This is a genomic window from Kribbella endophytica (genome assembly GCF_054781295.1).
Genome location: NZ_BAAGUR010000004.1, coordinates 785,334 through 803,682, shown reverse-complemented (window position 1 = coordinate 803,682; position 18,349 = coordinate 785,334). Strand labels below are relative to the sequence as shown.

At 68.7% G+C, this 18,349-nt stretch carries 17 protein-coding genes; 10 read left to right on the top strand and 7 right to left on the bottom strand.

Annotated features, from left to right (window positions below; genetic code table 11):
• The first annotated feature begins 36 nt into the window (after positions 1-36).
• Positions 37-549: a hypothetical protein gene (locus ACYVIO_RS35475; RefSeq protein WP_460655339.1), complete on the top strand. Its 513-nt coding sequence runs from the start codon at positions 37-39 to the stop codon at positions 547-549.
• A gap of 25 nt (positions 550-574) precedes the next feature.
• Here the strand turns inward: ACYVIO_RS35475 and ACYVIO_RS35470 are convergent, their stop codons facing one another.
• The gene (locus tag ACYVIO_RS35470) at positions 575-1,207 is read right to left on the bottom strand and encodes a TetR/AcrR family transcriptional regulator (protein ID WP_460655472.1); all 633 of its coding nucleotides are present in this window, start codon (positions 1,205-1,207) and stop codon (positions 575-577) included.
• A gap of 70 nt (positions 1,208-1,277) precedes the next feature.
• On the opposite strand from ACYVIO_RS35470, the gene ACYVIO_RS35465 reads away from it, so the two are divergent.
• Positions 1,278-1,775, top strand: a complete 498-nt coding sequence (locus ACYVIO_RS35465; protein WP_460655338.1) for a cupin domain-containing protein — start codon at positions 1,278-1,280, stop codon at positions 1,773-1,775.
• Positions 1,776-1,923: 148 nt separating this feature from the next.
• Here the strand turns inward: ACYVIO_RS35465 and ACYVIO_RS35460 are convergent, their stop codons facing one another.
• The 6 genes from ACYVIO_RS35460 to ACYVIO_RS35435 form a co-directional block, all read right to left on the bottom strand.
• A complete protein-coding gene (locus ACYVIO_RS35460) occupies positions 1,924-2,592 on the bottom strand; it encodes a GAF and ANTAR domain-containing protein (RefSeq protein ID WP_460655337.1) in 669 nt (222 codons plus the stop codon).
• A 297-nt stretch (positions 2,593-2,889) separates the two neighbouring features.
• Entirely contained in the window at positions 2,890-4,749 is a 1,860-nt protein-coding gene (locus tag ACYVIO_RS35455) for an SIP domain-containing protein (RefSeq protein ID WP_460655336.1), read from the bottom strand.
• A gap of 22 nt (positions 4,750-4,771) precedes the next feature.
• Positions 4,772-5,641: an ABC transporter ATP-binding protein gene (locus ACYVIO_RS35450; RefSeq protein ID WP_460655335.1), complete on the bottom strand. Its 870-nt coding sequence runs from the start codon at positions 5,639-5,641 to the stop codon at positions 4,772-4,774.
• Positions 5,638-6,690: a FecCD family ABC transporter permease gene (locus tag ACYVIO_RS35445; protein ID WP_460655334.1), complete on the bottom strand. Its 1,053-nt coding sequence runs from the start codon at positions 6,688-6,690 to the stop codon at positions 5,638-5,640. The genes ACYVIO_RS35450 and ACYVIO_RS35445 overlap by 4 nt, the downstream gene beginning before the upstream one ends.
• The gene (locus ACYVIO_RS35440) at positions 6,687-7,685 is read right to left on the bottom strand and encodes a FecCD family ABC transporter permease (protein WP_460655333.1); all 999 of its coding nucleotides are present in this window, start codon (positions 7,683-7,685) and stop codon (positions 6,687-6,689) included. Before ACYVIO_RS35440 ends, ACYVIO_RS35445 begins: the two co-directional genes overlap by 4 nt.
• 44 nt (positions 7,686-7,729) lie before the next feature.
• Positions 7,730-8,716, bottom strand: coding sequence for an ABC transporter substrate-binding protein (locus ACYVIO_RS35435; RefSeq protein ID WP_460655332.1), 987 nt, complete (start codon positions 8,714-8,716; stop codon positions 7,730-7,732).
• A gap of 337 nt (positions 8,717-9,053) precedes the next feature.
• On the opposite strand from ACYVIO_RS35435, the gene ACYVIO_RS35430 reads away from it, so the two are divergent.
• The 8 genes from ACYVIO_RS35430 to ACYVIO_RS35395 all read left to right on the top strand — a co-directional run bounded on the left by ACYVIO_RS35430 (position 9,054) and on the right by ACYVIO_RS35395 (position 18,335).
• Complete coding sequence (locus tag ACYVIO_RS35430) at positions 9,054-9,500, top strand: VOC family protein (protein WP_460655331.1); 447 nt, start codon at positions 9,054-9,056, stop codon at positions 9,498-9,500.
• A 65-nt stretch (positions 9,501-9,565) separates the two neighbouring features.
• Positions 9,566-11,116, top strand: a complete 1,551-nt coding sequence (locus tag ACYVIO_RS35425) for an alpha/beta hydrolase (RefSeq protein ID WP_460655330.1) — start codon at positions 9,566-9,568, stop codon at positions 11,114-11,116.
• 53 nt (positions 11,117-11,169) lie between these two features.
• Positions 11,170-12,051, top strand: coding sequence for an SDR family oxidoreductase (locus ACYVIO_RS35420; protein WP_460655329.1), 882 nt, complete (start codon positions 11,170-11,172; stop codon positions 12,049-12,051).
• Between the two features lie 129 nt (positions 12,052-12,180).
• Positions 12,181-13,179, top strand: coding sequence for an ABC transporter permease (locus ACYVIO_RS35415; RefSeq protein WP_460655328.1), 999 nt, complete (start codon positions 12,181-12,183; stop codon positions 13,177-13,179).
• Positions 13,176-14,024: an ABC transporter permease gene (locus ACYVIO_RS35410; protein ID WP_460655327.1), complete on the top strand. Its 849-nt coding sequence runs from the start codon at positions 13,176-13,178 to the stop codon at positions 14,022-14,024. Before ACYVIO_RS35415 ends, ACYVIO_RS35410 begins: the two co-directional genes overlap by 4 nt.
• Positions 14,017-15,657, top strand: a complete 1,641-nt coding sequence (locus tag ACYVIO_RS35405) for an ATP-binding cassette domain-containing protein (protein ID WP_460655326.1) — start codon at positions 14,017-14,019, stop codon at positions 15,655-15,657. The genes ACYVIO_RS35410 and ACYVIO_RS35405 overlap by 8 nt, the downstream gene beginning before the upstream one ends.
• The gene (locus ACYVIO_RS35400) at positions 15,654-17,270 is read left to right on the top strand and encodes an ABC transporter substrate-binding protein (RefSeq protein WP_460655325.1); all 1,617 of its coding nucleotides are present in this window, start codon (positions 15,654-15,656) and stop codon (positions 17,268-17,270) included. Before ACYVIO_RS35405 ends, ACYVIO_RS35400 begins: the two co-directional genes overlap by 4 nt.
• A gap of 12 nt (positions 17,271-17,282) precedes the next feature.
• On the top strand, positions 17,283-18,335 hold the full coding sequence (locus ACYVIO_RS35395; protein WP_460655324.1) for a dipeptidase: 1,053 nt from the start codon (positions 17,283-17,285) through the stop codon (positions 18,333-18,335).
• Positions 18,336-18,349: the final 14 nt, after the last annotated feature.

The following is an 18,349-nucleotide window of genomic DNA, read 5'->3' as shown; positions in this document are numbered from 1 at the left end:
CTGGCCGCTTCGGCGGCCTCGGAGCAAGGAACCTACATGCGCACAATGAAAAGCCTCGTCACCATGGCTGTGCTGACCGCGTCCGTATGCAGCGTCAGCGCGGGCCTCGCACCCTCCGCGGCCGCCACTACCGAGGCCGAGGGTCCACGACGCTGCGTCGTCGTACTGGACAAGTACGACGCCGGCACGAGGACCAGCCCGATCCTGGCGCAGAAGTGCGCCACCGACGAGAAGGAACTGACCGGCATCAGGGCTCAGGCGGGCTTGCTGCTCCTCCGTGCTTACGACGACATCGGGTACGGCGGTGTCTATGCCGAGTACTACGGGCAGTACGGCCCGTGTGACTCGGAGGGCTACGGCATCCCTCACCCCGGCTACATGCTGGGACGGATCTCGTCCTTCACCGTGCACGGCTCGTGCAACTACACGACCGCCTACACCGGTGGGTGGTTCGTCGGTGACCAGGAGACCTACCGCTCGAACGCGTGGTACGTCTCCGACTACATGAACGACCGGATCGCGTCCTTCCGCGTTCGCTACGCGGGGTAACCGTCGGCGCTCACGATGGGAGCGCTCACTCAGATGGCCCTTCGAAAGGCGACCCGACCGGCGGGAGCGACCCGGCCACCGCCGCGGACAGCAGGGACTGGGCTGACCATTTCATCACCGCGACCGCCTCGTCGTGCGGTAGTTTCGCTACGTCGAGCAGCCAGCTGAGGGCCTCGATCCCGGTGGCGCTGCGAATCGCGATCGCCAACTGGTGAACGGATTCCGCCGGCATCTCCTCACGAAGGGGAGCCAGCGCCTCCTCGAACCAGGCGATCGCTCTGCCCTGCCGTAGCGGGAGCGCCGCACGCTCGGCGGGATCGGCCTCGAGAGAGAGTCGAAGCATCGTGCGTTGCTGGTCCTCGGTTTCGAGGATCAGGGCCGTGAAGGTGTCGATCGCGGTTGCGAGGCGTTCGCTCACATCGGCGGGCGCGTCCTCCGGCAGCAAGCTGGTGGCGGCGGTCTCGGGATGGGCTGCGGACAGCAAGGCGCGCTGGTTCGGGAAGTACCGGTAGGCGGTCGGGCGGGAGATCTCGGCCGCCACGGCCGCTTCCTCGACGGTCGGCGTCAGCCCGGACGCGACCAGCTCACGAGCGGCCGCCACCAGGGCATCTCTCGTGCGCTGCTTCTGCCGGCTGCGGCCGCCGAGCTCGTAGGGCATTGACACACTAAAGATGATACCGCACTCTCAAGGTGAGACCGAAGTCTCACAAACTTGGAAGGTGGGGACCGTGAGTGGACTCGAAGCAATCGTCCGGAACGCTGGTGAAGGCGAGCTGCACTGGTTCTTCGGCGGGGGAGTACATCGCTGGCTGGCCACGGCCGAGCAGACCGGTGGGAGCTATCTGCTGTTCGAGGACGCGATGGAGGGCGGCAAGGTGACGCCGCTACACCTCCATCCTGAGGCCGAGGAGTCGATGATCGTGCTGGAGGGTGAGCTCCTGATGCACCTGGACGGCGCCGAGCGCCGGGTCGGCGCGGGCGGGATGGTGATGGTGCCGCGCGGCATGCCGCACGCGTTCCTGGTCACCTCCGAGAAGGCGAGGATCTTGTGCCTGCTCACGCCAGGGATCGGGCAGGACTTCTACTTGGGCGCCAGCGAGCCTTACGTCGAAGGCGCCACCCACGAGGTCGACTTCGCCAAGATCGCGCAGTCGGGCCGCGACAACGGCGGCATCGAGATCCTCGGCCCGCCCCCGTTCGCCCACCTCGCCGCCGCGCGGCACTGAGCGCCGGCACCCCGGAGGACGGCTGTCTCCGTACTTCTGACGCGAGACCGACGCATATCTCATCGACCTCGAGTCACCGCCCGCTGCAGCCTGTGATGCCCACCGGCAGCGCCAGCAGGTCGAAGCGCTGCAGACCGTCGGGTAACTCTCAGTCCGCCAGTCTTCCGGTCTGGATGACGTGCCGGGCGACGTCGTACAGGCGCTGGTTACGGTCCTGGGAGTAGCGCTTCAGTACGGCGAACGCCTGCACCGCGTCCACGTCGTACCGCTCCATCAGCCGCCCGATGGCCAGCCCGACCTCTTTCCGCGAGTCGATGGCTCGGTGCAGGGAGTCCTCGGTCCGGGCTGATGCGATGGCGATCGAGGCGTGCAGGGCGAGGAGCCGGGCTGCCTCGCGCTCGGCCTCGTCGACGACGAGAGGCTGCGATGACACCAGGTTGAGTACGCCGCTGGTGGAATGCGAAGTGAACAACCGGATCGCCAGCACGGAGCGGATACCGCTGGCGCTTGCGGTTGGTGCCCATTTGGGCCATCGGGTGTCGGTGCTGGTGTCCTCGACCAGGATGTCGTCGCGGCCTGAGATGGCCAGCAAGCTGGGCCCCTCGCCGAGGTCGATCTGAAGCTGATCCGCGTCAGTGATCAACTGGTCGGTCGCCGCGATCGTCAGAGGCTGCTTGCGGTGCATCAGCATCACGGACGCGTGGTCGTAGTGCAGCGCTTCTACGGCGAACTGCAGCACACCTTCCACGGTGGCCAGGGTTCCGATCTGGTCGTGCAGGGTCATGGCCAAGTCGTTGTAGTTGGCTTGGGCAGTCATCCGTCATCTCCTCACCGCGGGACAAGGACCCCCAGGAGCTGCGAGCCCTGAGGCCGAGCAGATCCTATGACTTACCGACGGAGAAAACTTATGCACCGGCGCCACCCGCAAGCAAGAGTTGGTCACATGCTGTCAATCGATCAGCCCGCAGCCGGTCAACAGTCGACTGGTTCGGAGAGTAGTGGCGTCCCAGCGAGGTTTACACCCCGGGCGATGACGATCCGGGTCGTCCGGTGAGCGGGCAGACCGGTGAGTTGCTGGTGTTCTCCGGCCTGCAGGGGTCAGACCTCGCAGGTGCTACGGCTCAGGCTGTGTCAGTACTCGCAGCGTGTTGCCCCAGCCGACGAGCGACTTCTCGATCATTGTCAGGCCGGCAGCGGCGATGACCGCCTCGAGTTCGTCCTCGGTGCGGTATCCGGATCCGTGCAGCGTCAACCGCATGAGGTCGAGCTCTGCGTCGTGTTCGTCCAGTTCGTCGAGATCGAAAGTAGCCTCCACCAGCAGCAGCCGGCCACCGGGGCTCAGGCTCGCGGCGGCCTGCTGGAGGATGAGCCTTGCCTCCGCGTCAGGATGCTGCCCGAGTGTGTCGATGATCAGTACGGCGTCCGCGGGTTCGGTCTTCTCGAACACCGACTGCTCGACGATCCGGATCCGGTCACGTCTGGTCGCGTCCGCGATGCTGATCGACAGGTCCCTGCGGAACCAGTCCGCCGCGGTCGGGAGCGCCACGACGGTCACCCTTGCTTCCGGACGCCCCGCGGTGAGGTAGTCGGCGTGGACCCCGGCACCAGCTCCGTGCACAACGACCGTGCCGACGCCCCCGAGCGCGGGTGACTTCGCCAGCGGCTCGGCGAGTACCTGAGCGAACTGGGACTTGTTCTCCAACCGTTTGTGCTCGAAGGTCACGTCGCTGCGCAGAGCGTCCCAGTCCTTGCCGGTCACCGACTCCAGCACCGGACGATCGTGGCGGACGGCCTCCTCGAGGCCGAAGAAGGCTTGTGACATGCGGAATTCGACCCCGCTGGACACCAGGTGATCGAGCACGGACTCGTTCGTCAGGAACTCGCCGGTCTCCGTGAGTTTGTACTCGTCGCCCACTGGTTCCAGGAGTTCGATCGCCTGCAGGTACCGCAAGAACTTCGCCAGCGAGCGTTCGTTCGCGCCGGTGTGCCGCGCGAGCGCGGGGACGGTGCGCACCCCGCGGCTGATGCAGTCGGCGATCCCGAGATTCGCGGCTGCCCGAACGGCCAGTGGGGGAAGCAACTCGGACAGCTCGTGGAACTTCTCGAAAGCCTCGTCGTTGCGCTCGAGGTCCGGTACGGCGGGGTCGACGTCGGACGCCACAATCTCCGCGCGCCGCCAGTAGCCGGTGAAGTCGATGTCGGACTTGTCGACACCGCGCTCCTCGATGAGATACCGCCGCAGATCACGGACCACGGCCTGTTCTCCGGCGATCCAGGCGAACATCGAGCCCTCTCGCGGGGCGGCCTCACGTACCGCCTGCAGCAGCAACGGTTTGGTACTCGGTGCCTGTCCGCTCCGCACGACCCAGGTCACCGTGACACCGGGGCGTTCGGGGAGATCGATCCGGTGCGACTCCTCAGCCACCTCGATGTAGACCTCGGCCTGTACGTCGTCGGGCAGTTCCCCGAGCAACCGGTCGATCGCCGGGACGGCCGTGTCGTCACCCACCACGAGAAACCAGTCGTAGTCCTCAGGCCGCCCGCTCGAGACCGACGGTCCTCCGACGTGGAGGCGATCGCCGGGGTTCGCCCGGTACGCCCACGTCGTCGCGACGCCCACACCATGTTTCACGAAGTCGATGTCGAGCTCGCGAGCCTGCGCGTCGTAACGTCGTACCGTGTAGACCCGCCACAGTGCCGGCGGGTCGGCCGGCCACCGGTACTTGCCGTCCTTGTAGACCGGGAGCACCGGCTCGCTTTCGCCGGGGTACGGGAAGATCAACCGGACGCTGTCGTCGAAACCGTCGCTGGCGAACGCGGGGAACGCCGTACCGTCGCTTCCGGTGAACGATTCCAGCTGATCACCGGTCAGGGTGACTCGGCGCAGCCCGGGAGTGACATCGACGACCCGCGCCACCTCCAACTCCCGCAGGGCAATGGTGTGTACGGCGGTGGGACGGGCGCGACGCGGCACGGCAACTCCTCATGGTCTCGAGTCATTTCGGTTGGGTTGTGGCCGCCGGTGGACGTTCACGGCCCAAGGGCACGACGGACGGGGAGCCGGCGACCGGATCGGGTACGACGAGGCAGCGCAGTCCGAAGACCTCGTGCACGAGGTCGGCGCTCACGATCTCGGCCGGCGGGCCTTCGGCAACGACGTGGCCGTCCTTCATGGCGATCAGATGGGTGCCGTAGCGGGCGGCCTGGTTGAGGTCGTGCAGGACGGCGACCAGGGTGTGGCCGACGTGGTGCAGGTCGGTGAACAGTTCCATCAGCTCGATCTGATGGGTGATGTCGAGGAAGGTGGTCGGCTCGTCGAGCAGCATGATGTCGGTGTGCTGCGCGAGGGCCATGGCCACCCACACCCGTTGGCGCTGACCACCGGACAACTCGTCCACCGGACGGCCGGACAGGTCGGTGACCGCGGTTTGCTCCATCGCCCGCCGTACGGCGTGTTCGTCGGCCTCGGTCCACTGCCGGGCGAACCCCTGATGTGGATACCGGCCCCGGGCCACCAGGTCAGCCACGGTGATGCCGTCGGGGGCGATGGAGCTCTGCGGCAGCAGCCCGACCCGCCGCGCCACCTCCTTCGTTTTGAAGGAGTTGATGTCGGCGCCATCGAGAACGACCTGACCGATCGACGGTTTCAACAGCCGGGACAGGCCGCGGAGCAGGGTGGACTTGCCGCACGCGTTCGGACCCACGATCACGGTGAACGACTCGTCGGGGATCGCCACTGACAATTCCCGGGAGATGACGCGTTTGTCGTAGCCGATCGTCGCCGACTCCACATGGAGCCGTGAGCCGCTGGTGGGCAGGGGCGTGCCTTCCGCCACCGTCAGACCGTTGCTGGTGTGGGTGGTCACAGGCGTCTCCTGGCTTCGGTGATCAGCAGCCAGCCGAGGTACCCACCGCCGAGCATGACGGTGATGATGCCGACCGGCAACGGGGTTGGGGCGACGTGCTGGGCGAGGTAGTCCGCCGCCAGACAGAGCAGCGCGCCGACCAAGGCGGCGGGCGCGAGCGTGATCCCCGCGGTGCGGGTGAGCCGGCGTCCGATCTGCGGCGCGACCAGGGAGATGAAGGCGATCGGGCCCGACGCGGCGGTCACCGTCGCCGTCAACGCGACCCCCAGCACGATCAGCCCGAGACGAACCGCCGAGACCCGCACTCCCTGGGCGGCAGCCGCATCGTCACCCAGCTCCAACTGCCGCATCGGCCGGCTCGACATCGCCGCGAGCAGCAGGAGTACGGCGATGCAGACGCCGCCGGTGGCGACCTGGGGCCAGGCGACGCCGTTGAGCGACCCGGCGCCCCAGGTCGCGGCGGCCATCGCCTGATCCAGGTCGGCCTTGAGGATCAGCCAGGTGTTGAGCGAGCCGAGCATCGCCGAGAGGCCGATGCCGACGATGATCAGGCGGAACCCCTGCACGCCTCGCCGGTAGGCGAGCAGGTACACGGCGACGGCCGTTGCGATTCCGCCGACCAGCGCTCCGCCGACCAACTGCCAGTAGGTGCCGTTGACAACCAGGATCACGATCAGCGCGCCGGTGTAGGAGCCCTGGGAGAACCCGATGATGCCGGGGTCGGCGAGCGGGTTGCGCAGCGTCGACTGAAAGACAGCCCCGCTCACCCCCAGCGCGGCACCGAACACCAGCGCCGCCACCACGCGAGGCAGCCGCCATTCGACCACGATGTTGTGGACGAGCCCGGTCGTCCCACCGGTCAGCGCGGAGACCACCTGTCCTGGGCTGAGCTGGTACGAGCCGGTCATCAGCGCGAGCACCGCCGTACAGGCGACCGCCAGCGCGAGGATCGAGCAGATGATGACCGAGCGCCAGTCGAACCGTACGGCGACCTTCCGGCGCCGCAGCACCAGCACCCGCCGCCCGAAGTCCACGCTGCGCGTGCTCACAGCCCGCTTGCTTTCTTCTGCCGGACCAGCGCGATGAGCACGGGGGCACCGACGAAGGCAGTGACGATGCCCACGGGGATCTCGCCAGGCCGCATCACGACCCGCCCGAGAATGTCGGAGGCCAGCAGCAGACTCGGGGCCAGCAGCATGCTGTAGGCGAAGATCCAGCGCTGGTGCGGGCCGACGATCCAGCGCGCGACGTGCGGGACCATCAGCCCGACGAAGCCGATGGGCCCGGCGATCGCGGTGGCGCCGCCGGCGAGCAGGGTCAGGGCGATGATCGCGAGGATCCGGGTACGGACCAGCCGGACGCCTTGGGCGACGGCCAGTTCGTCGCCGAGGGCCATGGCGTTGAGCGGGCCGGACACCGCGAAGGCCAGGACGAGAGCGATCGCGAAGAACGGCAGGATCGGCCACACCAGGTCGAGCGGGCGGCTCACGATCGAACCGGCGTTCCAGGAACGCATCGCGTCGAAGGCGTCCGGGTTGGTCAGCTCGAGCGCCGAACCGGCACCACCGAGCACCGCGCCGACGCAGACCCCGGCGAGCACCATCATCACCGGCGACTGGCCACGTCGGGTCGACCCGAGGGCGAGCACCATGAGAGTGACGATCAGCGCGCCGGCGAAGGCGAACCACATGTAGCTCTGAATGTCGCGGACTCCGAGCAGCCCTACGGCGACCGTCACCGCGAAGGAGGCGCCCGCGTTCACGCCGAGGATGCCCGGATCGGCCAGCGGGTTGCGGGTCAGCGCCTGGATCAACGCCCCTCCGACTCCCAGCGCCGTACCGACGACGAGCCCGACGACGGTGCGCGGCAGCCGGAAGTCCCGGATCGCGAACTGATCGATGTCGTTCGACGGATGGAACAGGGCGTTCCACACCACCGCGGGCGTGATGGCCGTCGACCCGATCATCACGCTCGCCACCAGCAACGCCAGGAGCACCACGAGCGCGATGAGCAGGCCGATCAGACGCCGACGCGATCCGGACACCGTCACCGTGCCCGGATCGCTGGGTCGTCGCAGGGCGAGAGCTGTCACTTCTTGGCGGGGAGGGTCGCCAGTGATTTGTCGAGCGAGTCCAGGTACCGCAGTACGGCGCCGTACGAGTTGTTGCCGGGGCAGAAGACGCCGAGCGCACGACCGGACTGCACGGTGGGCAGCGCCTTCCAGGTGTTGGTCTCGACCACCGGCGCGAAGACCTCGGTCGGCTGGCCCTTGTCGTTGGCGGGGTAGGTGATCACGTCGTACGTCGACAGCTTGGAGAGCTGCTCGAACGGCAGGGACTCGTAGGCCAAGGGGTCCTTGCCGGCGGCCGCCTTGGGGAAGTTCAGGCCGACGTCGTCCTGGGCGATCTCGACGCACCCGATGTCCCCGACGACGTACGTCCCGGGATCGGAGTTCGCGTAGCGGTCGAGATTGACGAACTTGGTGTTCTTGATGGCGTCCGCGTACGTCTGCTTCATCGTGGCGACGCGTCCCTCGAAGTCCGCCTTCTGCCGGCTGAGCGTGTCTTTCACGTTGCCGGCGTCCGCGAGTGCCTCGGCGAGTGCCTTCCACTCGGTGTCGAGCCCCCAGAAGACGGTCGGGGCGATCGTCCCGAGCTGCTTCTCGATCTTCTTGAACTCGGTGTCGGGAATCTGGACCAGGATGAGGTCCGGCTTGAGGCCGGCGACCTTTTCGAGGTCCACCTCGTCACCGAGGTTCGTGGCCTTCTTGAACGTCGCGCGCTGCTCCTCCGGCAACAGGTTGAGTTCGGAGTCGGCCACCCCGGTGACGCCCACCGGCGCGCCACCCATGTCGATGAACGGCAGGTCCGTGTTGCCGATCGTCACGACCCGCTGCGGGGCGGTGGGGACCTCGATGGTGCCGTTGCCGGCCGTGACGGTGTGGGTCTTGGCGGCGGCGTCGGTCGTGCCGCCGGCGTTGTCGTCGCCGCTGCCGCAGGCCGTGAGGACGAGCGCGATGCTCAGTACGGCGGCGGTTACGGCCGCGCTGCGCCGTCCCAGGGGTGTCGTGGTCATGAGGGTGTTCTTCCTCTTCTTCTTCAGGGGAACGGGCGCGCTCCATCGACGCGGGGACCTTGCAAGATATTAGGTAACCCTTACCTAAAAAGCCAGCGGCGTCGCGCGCGGCGTCCATGACGACGGAACATCTGGTTGAGGACCAATGCCAAATGGCCAGAAGTACTACGTGCTGTTGGGGAAGGGGTGCCAGCGGCGTGGTCCCATCGGAAGTACTTGAGTGCGGGGGCGCCTGATACGGCCACCCTTTTCGGTTCTGGCCAAACGGTCGATGTGTCGCCGGCCACCGGCTTCATAGGCTGGCGCAGACCCGGTCAACCTCCCGAAGGGACCTTCTGTGCCACTCTCCCTGCCGGCTCTCCATCACGTCGGTGTCGTCGTCGAGGACGTCGTCAAAGCTGTCGCGGACTACGAACGGTGGTGGGGCGTCACCGCCGGACCGGTCCACGATCTGACCTTCCCTGGCGCACACCTGCGCGACGTCGAAGCCGACCTGTCCGCCCGCTACTGCTTCATCGACACCGGCGCCTCCCAGCTCGAACTCATCCAGCCGGTCTCGGACTCGTCTCCGTACACGGAGTTCCTGCAGGCCAACGGTGGTGAGGGCGTTCACCATCTCGCGTACTTCGTCGACAGCATCGACACCTACCTGGAGCAGTTGCGGGACACCGGCGAGGCGGTCGAGCTCGTTCTCGATGCTGTCGTTCCCGGTGGCGGCCGGTTCGTGTACGTCGACGGGCTGGCGCACGGGCCGGTGGTCGAGCTGATCGAGACGCCGCGCTGACGCGAGCTGTCCAACGGTGGCTCTCCGCCGGGACGGAGAACCTGACCACTCACCCAGGAGATTCCGTGTTCCGTGCTCGCTCGAGACTGCTCGCTGTGGGGGCCGCGGCGCTGGCCCTCGTGGCCGCCTGCACCACACCGGCCCCGTCCGAAGCGCCGCCACCGGACCTGACCGAGTTCCACAACCAGCAGATCGCCTTCGAGCCGTGCGGCTCCTACGCGACGACGCCCGTCGACAAGAAGCTGTTCGCCGACAAGCGCCTGGACTGCGCGCGGGTCCAGGTCCCGGTGGACTACGACAACCCGGACGGGGAACGCGGTGAGATCGCCCTGCTGCGGATCCCGGCCCGCGGCAAGAAGATCGGATCGCTCTTCGTCGACCCGGGCGGCCCCGGCGGCTCGGGCATGAACTTCGTCGCCACCATGGCCTCGTCGAATCCGCTGTGGACCGAGGGCGAACTCAGTCAGCGCTTCGACATCATCGGGTTCGACCCCCGCGGCGTGGGCGCCTCGCTGCCCGAACTGGACTGCTTCGCCGACGCCGACGACGACCGCGGGGCGGGCTTCGACGGCGGGCTGGACCTGGACAACGCCGCCAGTGAGGAGAAGGCGAAGGAGATCGTACGGCGGTGCGCGGAGAGCGCGGGTGGGGAGGACGCGCTGACCAGCGTCGGCACCCGGGAGACCGCGCGGGACATGGACGTTCTCCGAGCGGTTGTGGGTGACAAGAAGCTGAACTACGTCGGCTACAGCTACGGGACGGAGCTGGGCGGGGCGTACGCGGAGGCGTTCCCGGGGAACGTGCGTGCGCTGGTGCTCGACGGCGCGGTCTCCCCAGTGAAGTCCCCGACCGAGCTGCTGATCGCACAAGCCGCGGCCTCCCAGGAAGGCTTTGATCTGGTGGCGAAGGAGTGCGCGCCGACTCCGGGCTGTCCGCTGGGCAACGATCCGGCGCGCGCGACCGCGAAGTTCCAGGCGTTGACCCGCCCGTTGGTCGACCGGCCCGCCCGCACCGCCGACGGCCGTGGCCTGAGCTACGACGACGCCGTCACCGGTGCGCTGGCCGGGATGCGCGCCGACGGCCTGCGGCCTCGCCTGCTCAAGGGACTCACCGAACTGGCCGTGGGTCGCGGCGACGCGCTGCTCTCGCTGCGCGACCAGATCACCGGCCGCGGCCCGGACGGTCAGTACGGCGACGTCGTCGACAGCTACGTCGGGATCCGGTGCATGGACTGGCCACGCCGCTCACCGGTCGAGCAGACCGAGATGCTCCGCCGGATCCGCGAGACCGCCCCGATCATCGACGACGGCCGGCGGCTGAAGCAGAGCCACCACGCGTGCGAGGCGTGGCCGAAGCCGCCGACCCGGACCGGCCCGTGGCTGACTGGCAACGCCGACCTGCCGCCGACACTGACCGTGTCGACCACCGGGGACGTCGCCACGCCGTACCAGGCCGGGGTCGACCTGGCCAAGCTGTTGGGCGGCAGCCTGCTGACCGTGGAGGGGGAGCAGCACGGCGTCTCCTTGATCAGCCGCAACAAGTGCATCGACGACGTCGTCCTCACCTACCTGGTCGATCTGAAGACCCCACCCCAGGGCACGCGCTGCGAGTTGTGACCGACCCGCTGAACCCACGGATACCCAACAGCAATCAGCTTCAGGAGAGTTTCATGCACGTCTTTGTCACCGGTGGCACCGGCCTGATCGGTACCGCCGTCGTCGCCGAGCTGCTGCGCAACGGCCACACGGTCCTTGCGCTCGCTCGATCCGACGCATCCGCTGAGGCCGCCGAGGCGGCCGGCGCCGAGGCGCTTCGCGGAGGTCTCGCCGACCTCGACGTCCTTCGGGCCGGCGCCGGCCGGACCGACGGAGTGATTCACCTTGCGTTCGGCAACGACTTCAGCAGTTCCGAGGCCCTCGCCCAGGCGGTTGCCGAGGAAAGTGCCGCCCTTGCAACCCTGGGGGAGGAGCTCGTGGGCAGCGATCGCCCCTTCGTCACAGCATCCGGTACGCCGCTTGTGCCGGGACGTTTGTCCACCGAGTTCGACCCACTACCGACCGACGGGCCGGTCGGTGGCCGAGGTCGCGCGGTCGCGTCGGTCCTGGGCCTGGCCTCGCGCGGAGTCCGGAGTACCGCCGTACGCCTACCGCGCACGGTGCACATCCAGGGCACGGGAGGGTTCGCGGGCCTGCTGACCGGCATCGCCTACCGGACCGGGGTGTCCGGCTACCCGGGTGACGGAACACAACGCTGGCCGGCCGTGCACGTGCTCGACGCCGCGGTTCTCTTCCGGCTCGCTCTGGAACAGGCGGAAGCCGGTACCTCCTGGCACGCGGTGGCTGACGAGGGCGACCGGGTGCGCGACATCGCAGCGGTGATCGGCCGGCGGCTCGGTCTGCCGGTGGAGTCGGTGGCGGCCGAGACCTACGGCCCGCTCGGCCAGCTCTTCGCGAGCGACCAGCCTTCGTCCAGCACCCACACCCGGCAGACACTCGGCTGGGATCCGAAGCATCCCAGTCTTCTGGAGGACCTCGAGAACCTCCAGCCCTGAGCCGCGACCGAGTAGGCCGGGCGCTGTCGACCCGCCCACGTTGGTCGTTGGGCAAACGTCGGTGCCACAGCCTCGATTGTTCGACATCCGTCGCTGGAGGCGGGCAACCCGGCGGCGGATGATCGCCGCATGCTCCTTCGGCCGCCCAGGCAGCTCCCGCCGCGACGTACCGGTGTTCGGGTTGCCTGGTGGCTCGTCCGCCGCCTGTCGGTGATCGCCGCGCAACTGGTCGCCGTCTCGGTGATCATGTTCGCCGTTCTGTTCATGACGCCTGGCGATCCCGCGCGGCTGCTGCTCGGGACGAACAACGCGTCGCCGGAAGCGCTCGCGGCCATCCGGGCCGAGCACCACTTGGACGAGCCGGCCGTGCGGCAGTACCTGTCCTGGTTGCAGGACGCGCTGCACGGGAACGTCGGTACGTCGATCCAGTCCGGGCAACCAGTGCTGCAGACGATCGGCGACCGCCTGCCGACGAGCCTGCTCCTTGCGGCGTACGCGCTGGTTCTCGTCCTCCTGATCGCCGTGCCGCTCGGTCTACTGGCAGGGTCCCGCGCTGGCACACCGATCGACAGGATCGTCACAGTGCTGACCACCCTCGGTGTCAGCGCACCGGGGTTTGCCGTAGGCATCGGTCTGCTCTACGTCTTCGGCGTCACCCTCGGCTGGTTCCCGGTCTTCGGCGCGGGCGCCGGTTTCGTGGACCGGCTCTGGCACCTGACGCTTCCGGCCTTCGCGCTCGCGCTGACCGTGATCGCGCTCGTCGTCCGCCAGACGCGCGCTGCGGCGATGACCGTCAAGGACCAGGACTTCATCGTCTTCGCCAAGGCCCGCGGTCTGCCCCGGCGGGTGCTCTGGGGCCGCTACCTGCTCCGCAACAGCGCGCTCCCGGTCGCGACCTCGGTGGGACTCGTCCTCGGCTACTTCCTGACCGGAGCGGTGCTGATCGAGCAGACCTTCGCGCTGCCCGGCCTGGGTTCCCTGCTGGTGGCGTCGATCTCGAGCAAGGACATCCCTGTCGTCCAGAGCCTCGGGCTGGTCGCCGCACTCTTCGTCCTGCTGTCCAACCTGCTGGCCGACCTCTCGTACGCCGCGCTGGATCCCCGGATCAGGAAGCAGACGTTCTCATGAGCCCGAGCGAACTGCCGGCGATCGCGCACCCCGTACGCCGCCGCCCCCGGGTGATCGTCCCGCTCTCGCTGGCGTGCGCCGTGATTCTGGTGCTGATGGCAACCATCGGCGGCTGGATCGCTCCGCACGACGGCCTCGAGCAGAACCTCCTGCAGGCCGGGCTCGGCCCCAGTTCCGACCACCTGATGGGCACCGACCGGCTCGGTCGCGACATCCTGTCCAGAGTCGTCCTCGGAGCCCGCCCCGCGCTGACCGGGCCACTCGTCCTCGCGGTGAGCGCCATCGTGCTCGCGGTGACGTTCGGCCTGCTGGCCGGCTACCGGGGCGGGTGGATCGACGCGCTGACCATGCGGGTCTGCGACCTCGTGTTCGCCGTCCCCGCACTGCTGGTGGTCCTCGTCGCGGTCGGCCTCTTCGGCGGTGGCTACTGGTTCGCCGTCGTCCTGCTGACCGTGCTCGGCGCACCGGCCGGCATCCGTCTGGTCCGCTCGTCAGTGCTTGCCCAACGCAACCTTCCGTACGTCGAAGCCACCCGCACCCTCGGGGCGTCGAAGTCCCGGCTGATGTTCGTGCACCTGCTGCCGAACGTCGTACCGACCGTGGTCGCCGTCTTCCTGCTGGACTTCGTCACCGGACTGGTCGCTCTGTCGGCGCTGTCGTTCCTCGGGATCGGCGCGCCGCCGGGGACTCCGGACTGGGGAACGATGATCGCGGAGAACCGCAGCCTGCTCGACCAGCAGCCGTGGGCCGCGGTCCTGCCGGCGCTCCTGCTCGTGACGGCCGCGTTCTCGGCGACCGCGCTGGGCGACTGGGCGCACGCCCGGTTGGGAGACGGTCGTGACTAGCAGCCTGCTCGAGGTCGACGGCCTCGAAGTCGTCAACTCCCTGACCGGCGACCGGCTGGTCAAAGGCATCTCCTTCGGCATCGGGCCGGGCGAGACGGTCGCCCTCGTAGGCGAGTCCGGCTCCGGCAAGTCGCTGACGGCGCGCGCGATGATCGGCCTGCTGCCTGCGGGGCTCGTCGCCACCGGCTCGGCGTCGATCAGGTCGCGGGAACTGCTGACGGCGTCCGAGCGGAGCCTGCGCGATCTGCGCGGTACCGGCCTCGGCATGCTGCTGCAGGACCCGTTCACGATGCTCAACCCGCTGATCCGGGTGAAGACGCTGTTCGCCGAAACGCTGAAGGCCGGACGGCCCGGAGTACGGATCGAACTGCCGGAAGAGATCGAGCGGCGCCTTGCCGAGGTCGGCATCACCGACCCTGCCGTCGCCGAGAAGTACCCGTGGGAACTGTCCGGAGGGATGCGTCAGCGGATCGGGCTGGCCGCGGCGATCGCCCGCGATCCGTTGCTGCTGATCGCCGACGAGCCGACCACCGCGCTCGATGTCACCACCCAGCGCGAGGTGCTGATGCTGCTGCGCCGGATCCAGTCCGCGCGGGGGATGGGTCTGCTGCTGATCACCCACGACCTGCAGATCGCGTTCTCGCTCAGCGACCGGGTCCTGGTGATGTCGGAGGGCGAGCTGGTCGAGCAGGGGACCACGAACCGGCTCAGGACCAACGCCGAGCACGAGTACACCCGCCGCCTTCTCGCCGCCGGATCGTCGCAGAGCAGCCCGCGGACGACGAGCCCGGCGACCTCGACGCCCGCACTGCTGCAGGTCCGCGACCTCCGCAAGCAGTTCCGCTCTCGTGGTGATCGCGGCGCCGACTCCGGCTGGGCACTGAAGGGCATCGACCTCGACCTGTACGACGGGCACAGCGTCGGCGTGATCGGCGAGTCGGGCTCGGGCAAGACGACGCTCGCGCGCTGCCTGCTCGGCCTGGAGACCCCGACCTCGGGAACGATCGACGTCAACGGCCTCGCGCTGCACGACTACGCACGTTTGAACCCGACCGACCTGAGCGCCGCCCGCCGCCAGGTCCAGTGCGTCTTCCAGGACCCGTACTCGTCGCTCAACCCCTCGCACCGGATCGGCTACATCCTCGCCGAGGCGATCAGGCTCCGCTCCGGCCGGCTGCAGCGGGATGCCGTCGCCGGAGAGGTCGGGCGCCTGCTGGCGGACGTCGGCCTTCCGCCGACCGTGGCGAAGCGCCGGCCGGTGTCGCTCTCGGGCGGCCAGCGGCAACGCGTCGCGATCGCCCGCGCACTGGCGATGCGGCCCGCGATCCTGGTCTGCGACGAGCCCGTCGCCGCGCTCGACGCGACGGTCCAGGCCCAGGTGCTCGACGTACTGCGGGGAGTCCAGGCGGCCGGGGTGAACCTGCTGTTCATCACCCACGACCTGTCCGTGGCTCGCGAGATGACCGACGAGGTGGTCGTGCTCCACCGCGGCGAGGTCGTCGAACGAGGTAGCACCGCCACGGTGCTCGACGCTCCCCGCCACGACTACACCCGCCGCCTCGTCGCGGCGATTCCGACCGGCTCGGCCGACTGGCTCGGCGACCGGACCACAGAGCAGGAGGACCGGGCATGACACTCACACCGCAGTCGTGGTCAGCAGCAGCACGGACCCGGTCGAGAATGCTGCTGACGGCGGGGCTGGTCGTCGCGACGATGGTCGCCTGCTCGTCGTCGCCCGGCCCCCAGCAGGCCGCCGAGCAGATCAAGGGCACCGACGCCCCGATCACCAATCTGACCTGGGCCGTTCCGACTGCCATCACGTCGCTCGACTACCTGCACGGTGCTGCCGCGATGCAGAACCTGATGGAGGGCCTGGTCGGCACGGACGGCAAAGGCCGACTCGTGCCGGCTCTCGCGGCCTCGTGGAAGCAGTCGAGCCCCACGGCGTACGTCTTCACGCTGCGCGAGGGGGTGAAGTTCTGGGACGGCGCACCGCTGACCGCCGACGACGTGGTCTGGTCCCTCGACTTCGCCAGGACCCCGGCCTCCGAACCGGTCTTCAGTGGCCAGCTTGCCGGCATCCGTTCCGTCGCCGCGAACGGCCCGGGGCAGGTGACGGTCACGCTGAAGGCGCCGGACTCCGCGTTCCTGGCCAAGCTGACGCCGGCGATGATCGTGCAGAAGAAGTTCTCCCAGGCCGCCGGCGCCCGGCTCGGCTCGCCCGAGATCGGCGTGATGGCCACCGGCCCGTTCACGCTGAAGTCGCTGGCGCCGACCGGTGAGACGGTGATCGTCCGCAACGACGCGTACTGGGGTGAGAAGGCAACGGTCCGGCAGGTGACCTACCGGACCATCGCCGACCCCGACACCCTGCGCCTGGCGCTGGAGTCGGGCGACGTGGACGGCTCGTTCAGCTACCCGCTGACCGGCCCGGTCTCGTCGACCTTCCACACGACGTACGCGCCGGGGCCGCACACGACGTACCTGATCCTGGACACGACGACGGCGCCGTTCAACGATGTGCACGCGCGCCGCGCGCTCGCGTACCTGGTCGACCGGCCGGGCATCGCGAAGGCGCTCTTCAACGATCACGCGACGCCCTCGAACACGGTGGCCCTGCCCTCCCTGTACGTCGACGTCGCGCCCGACGAGCAGGTCCGGACGTTCTTCGACGTCGTGCCCGAGCTGTCGCTGGACGTCGAGAAGGCGAAGGCCGAGCTGGCGCAGTCGGCCACACCAAACGGGTTCTCGCTGCAGGTCAACGTGCCGCCGCCGGTCGTCGCGCCGCTGCAGCAGATCATGGAGACGATCGCGCAGAACGCGAAACCGCTCGGGATCGATCTCCAGGTGAAACCGGGCACCTTCGCGTCGTGGCAGCAGGCCGTCGTCGGCAAGGCGGACAAGCTGGTTGGGATGACCGCCGGCAGCGCGTACGTCGCACCGGCCGGTCAGTTCGAGCAACTGGTGTCGAAGACCGGCCCGAAGGCCACCGACGGGACCTTCGGCCTGTGGGCACCGGCCGACGTCCGGAAGCTGATGACCGAGGCGTCCGGCGCGAAACCGGACCGGCTCTGGGCGATCTCGCAGGAGATCATCACGAAGATGTCGGCCGAGATGCCGTACGTGCCGATCGTGACGCCGGCCCTGCCGCTCGCGCTGAACCGCAAGTACGTGTTCGACGGTGGGTTCCAGCCGTACTCGTCGGTGTTCGCGTCGTGGGCGGTCCGGATCCGGGCGACGGCCTAGAGAGGGGACGACGTGACGAGTTCCCTGCACGACCGACTGACGGTCGTCGACACCCACGACGATCTGCTGATGCTCTGCGCACGACGCCCGGTGGACCAGCAGGCGGCGTACTTCCGGCAGAACTGGCTTCCCCAGTTGCGGGCCGGGGGAGTGGACCTCCAGGTCCTGCCCGTCTTCGTGGACGACGACTTCCGGCCAGAGGGCGCGCTCCGGCAGACCCTGCGGATGCTGGAGACCGGCTGGCGGATCGCGGCCGGGAACTCCGACGCCGTCCGGGTCTGCCTGACCGGCGACGAGGTCGAGGCGGCGCTGGCCGACGGACTGCTCGCGATCGTCCTGGCGCTCGAAGGCTGCGAGGCGGTCGGCACCGACGTGGAACTGTTCGAACCACTGTTCCAGTTGGGCGTGCGGATCGCGTCGCTCACGCACCTGGGACGGAACATGCTGGCCGACGGCTCGGGCGAGGACCGGACCGGCAGCCGCCTCACCGGCGCCGGGATCGACGCCGTCGCCGCGTGCGAGAGCCTCGGGATCATGCTCGACGTCTCGCACCTCGGGGCGTCGTCGACCGACCACCTGCTCGAGGTCGCGACGCGGCCGGTGATCGCGTCCCACTCCTCGGCGTACGCCGTCCGGCCGCACCACCGGAACCTGACCGACGACCGGTTGCGCGGGATCGCCGGCAGCGGCGGCACCGTGGGCATCAACCTGCTGGCCACGTTCGTCGACCGCGACGAGCACACCGTGGCGCGAGCGGTCGACCACATCGAGCACGTCGCGTCGGTGGTCGGCGTGGAGCACGTCGGCCTCGGTCCGGATTTCGTCAAGGAGGTCTTCGACGAGATCCACGGCCCCGGTCAGGAGGTGGTGCTCGACGACATCGTGGCGTCGACGTACATCCCCGGGCTCGAAGGGCCGGCCGGTCTTCCGCTGATCACCGGTGAGCTGGTGAACCGTGGCTGGCCGGAGGACCAGATCCGGTGGGTGATGGGTGACAGCTTCCGCCGGGTCCTGGGGCGCGAGCTGGGTGTCCCGGGCTCGAGCGCCGTACGGCGTACGGCGTGAGGACTCAGCGGATG

Coding starts and splice junctions, on each gene's coding strand:
- ACYVIO_RS35475 (WP_460655339.1), top strand. CDS start 37: ATGCGCACAATGAAAAGCCTCGTCACCATGGCTGTGCTGACCGCGTCC.
- ACYVIO_RS35470 (WP_460655472.1), bottom strand. CDS start 1,207: ATGCCCTACGAGCTCGGCGGCCGCAGCCGGCAGAAGCAGCGCACGAGA.
- ACYVIO_RS35460 (WP_460655337.1), bottom strand. CDS start 2,592: ATGACTGCCCAAGCCAACTACAACGACTTGGCCATGACCCTGCACGAC.
- ACYVIO_RS35435 (WP_460655332.1), bottom strand. CDS start 8,716: ATGACCACGACACCCCTGGGACGGCGCAGCGCGGCCGTAACCGCCGCC.
- ACYVIO_RS35420 (WP_460655329.1), top strand. CDS start 11,170: ATGCACGTCTTTGTCACCGGTGGCACCGGCCTGATCGGTACCGCCGTC.
- ACYVIO_RS35415 (WP_460655328.1), top strand. CDS start 12,181: ATGCTCCTTCGGCCGCCCAGGCAGCTCCCGCCGCGACGTACCGGTGTT.
- ACYVIO_RS35410 (WP_460655327.1), top strand. CDS start 13,176: ATGAGCCCGAGCGAACTGCCGGCGATCGCGCACCCCGTACGCCGCCGC.
- ACYVIO_RS35400 (WP_460655325.1), top strand. CDS start 15,654: ATGACACTCACACCGCAGTCGTGGTCAGCAGCAGCACGGACCCGGTCG.